The sequence below is a fragment of the Escherichia sp. Lx600-2 genome, from assembly GCF_036662595.1.
In the GTDB taxonomy this organism is placed as follows: Bacteria; Pseudomonadota; Gammaproteobacteria; order Enterobacterales; family Enterobacteriaceae; genus Escherichia; species Escherichia coli.
In genome coordinates, this window is the sequence record NZ_JAYQWM010000206.1 from 1 (window position 1) to 1,894 (window position 1,894).

General features: G+C 44.3%; 2 protein-coding genes and 1 pseudogene. 1 reads left to right on the plus strand and 2 read right to left on the minus strand.

Features of this window, described 5'->3' with window-relative positions; translation table 11 throughout:
- Positions 1-835: 835 nt before the first annotated feature.
- Positions 836-919: a damage-inducible type I toxin DinQ gene (dinQ, locus tag OQV04_RS24435; protein WP_001295215.1), complete on the minus strand. Its 84-nt coding sequence runs from the start codon at positions 917-919 to the stop codon at positions 836-838.
- Between the two features lie 533 nt (positions 920-1,452).
- Between dinQ and arsC the strand changes: the two are divergent.
- Positions 1,453-1,821 (plus strand): annotated as a pseudogene (arsC, locus tag OQV04_RS24440) (glutaredoxin-dependent arsenate reductase); the annotation flags it as partial.
- Positions 1,822-1,836: 15 nt separating this feature from the next.
- Here the strand turns inward: arsC and OQV04_RS25380 are convergent.
- On the minus strand, positions 1,837-1,893 hold the full coding sequence (locus OQV04_RS25380) for an IS1 family transposase (protein WP_003032489.1): 57 nt from the start codon (positions 1,891-1,893) through the stop codon (positions 1,837-1,839).
- Between the last annotated feature and the right edge of the window lies 1 nt (position 1,894).

The following is a 1,894-nucleotide window of genomic DNA, read 5'->3' on the forward strand; positions in this document are numbered from 1 at the left end:
GAAGAATTGAACATTGAACTGGTTGAGACCAGACGTAAAAACATTACTCTATTTAAGCAATAACTCAGTTATAACACAATACGATTTACAATAGATAGTTTCGCGATGATAAGCATTACTGCGTACCGTGAATATCCTACGTTATACAGGGTTACGGGTAAAAACTATCGGGTCTGCGGTGAGACATGTCATTTTCATCGGTACATCCCCCGTTAAAGGGGAAATTATCTTTCCGGTCTTCATTTTCTTAATAAAGTCCAATTTTTGCTCAGTGTCATCCTGGTATCTCTTTCATTTCTGATTATCCCACACAGAGGATTCAGCCAGAAAAGTACATTTTTCAGTTTCTATCCCCTCACTCCGGCTCCTCCCCTTTCAACACTGATTTCGGGAAAACAAGCATGCGCCTAAAAAACAATCAAAACAGTCCGTATAAGTTACTTAGGTTGTCTGCTACTACAATCCCCTACCTTCTCAGTCAGTTGTTTATGGACTGACAGGAAGTAAAAAAGCCTATTAAAAAGAGCAAAAATAAGCAGCTAAACAAACAGGAAGCCTCTCAATCAAATGATAGTATTCCGAAATCAGCAGTTCAGCATGTAATAGGTACACGAGGGAGTTATGGTCTCTAATGAGTCGAGTTCACCAAGCACAAGAAGGATGGAAATTGCCGGACACCAAACTCTGGAAAAGTCCCATCCTGCCCAGAAGCCTTCCCCTACAAGGCTTTCCAGTTTTTCTACAGTTAAATCGTGTATGGGTACTGCGTGACCATGCGTTAAATGTTAAAGGGCTAAGAGTAGTGTGCTCTTAGCCCTTAATTACGTTTCCGCTATCAGTTCAGAAGCTGAAGCAGAAAGCGGATCAGTTCCAGCAGCGCAATTAACGCCCCAAGAACGATGATTGCTTTATCAATCACCCGTTTTCTCCATGCGATGGAGTGAGAATGCATCCGCTTACTCATCCATTGCCTGTCACGGCGCATGCCCTATTGTTAGATAATGGCATTCTCACTCCGGCCAGAGCATCAGTTAACGGCACCACCCGTACCACTGATCAGGACTTTGAAAGCGTTTATGCGCATTGCCAGAGTGAAAATGCCTCAGAGCTAACTGGATAATCATACAGTATATTCAGGTTATAAAACCAGCATGTCCTTGCAATAGTTTCAGTATGGTATTAGCATTGATGCGTTAGATGATGGCATTCTCACTCCAGCCAGAGCCACCAACTCAGGGCTGGAAAGTAAAAAACCGACGCAAAGTCGGTTTTTTTACGTCCTGATTCAGACCTCCTTTCAAATGAATAGCCAACTCAAAATTCACACCTATTACCTTCCTCTGCACATACGCATTCGTTAAACCATATATGTTTTTGACTTATCCGCTTTGGTTTGTAACGCTGGTGGCGCTGGCGCTACGTCTCTCTTTCACTTTGTAATGAGATAATGATATGAGCAACATTACCATTTATCACAACCCGGCCTGCGGCACGTCGCGTAATACGCTGGAGATGATCCGCAACAGCGGCACAGAACCGACCATTATCCATTATCTGGAAACTCCGCCAACGCGCGATGAACTGGTCAAACTCATTGCCGATATGGGGATTTCCGTACGCGCGCTGCTGCGTAAAAACGTCGAGCCGTATGAGGAACTGGGTCTTGCAGAAGATAAATTTACTGACGATCGGTTAATTGATTTTATGCTGCAACATCCTATCCTGATTAACCGTCCGATTGTGGTGACGCCGCTGGGAACTCGCCTATGCCGCCCCTCGGAAGTGGTGCTGGAAATTCTGCCAGATGCGCAAAAAGGCGCGGGTAATGACTCCAACTTATTGATAGTGTTTTATGTTCAGATAATGCCCGATGACTTTGTCATGCAGCTCCACC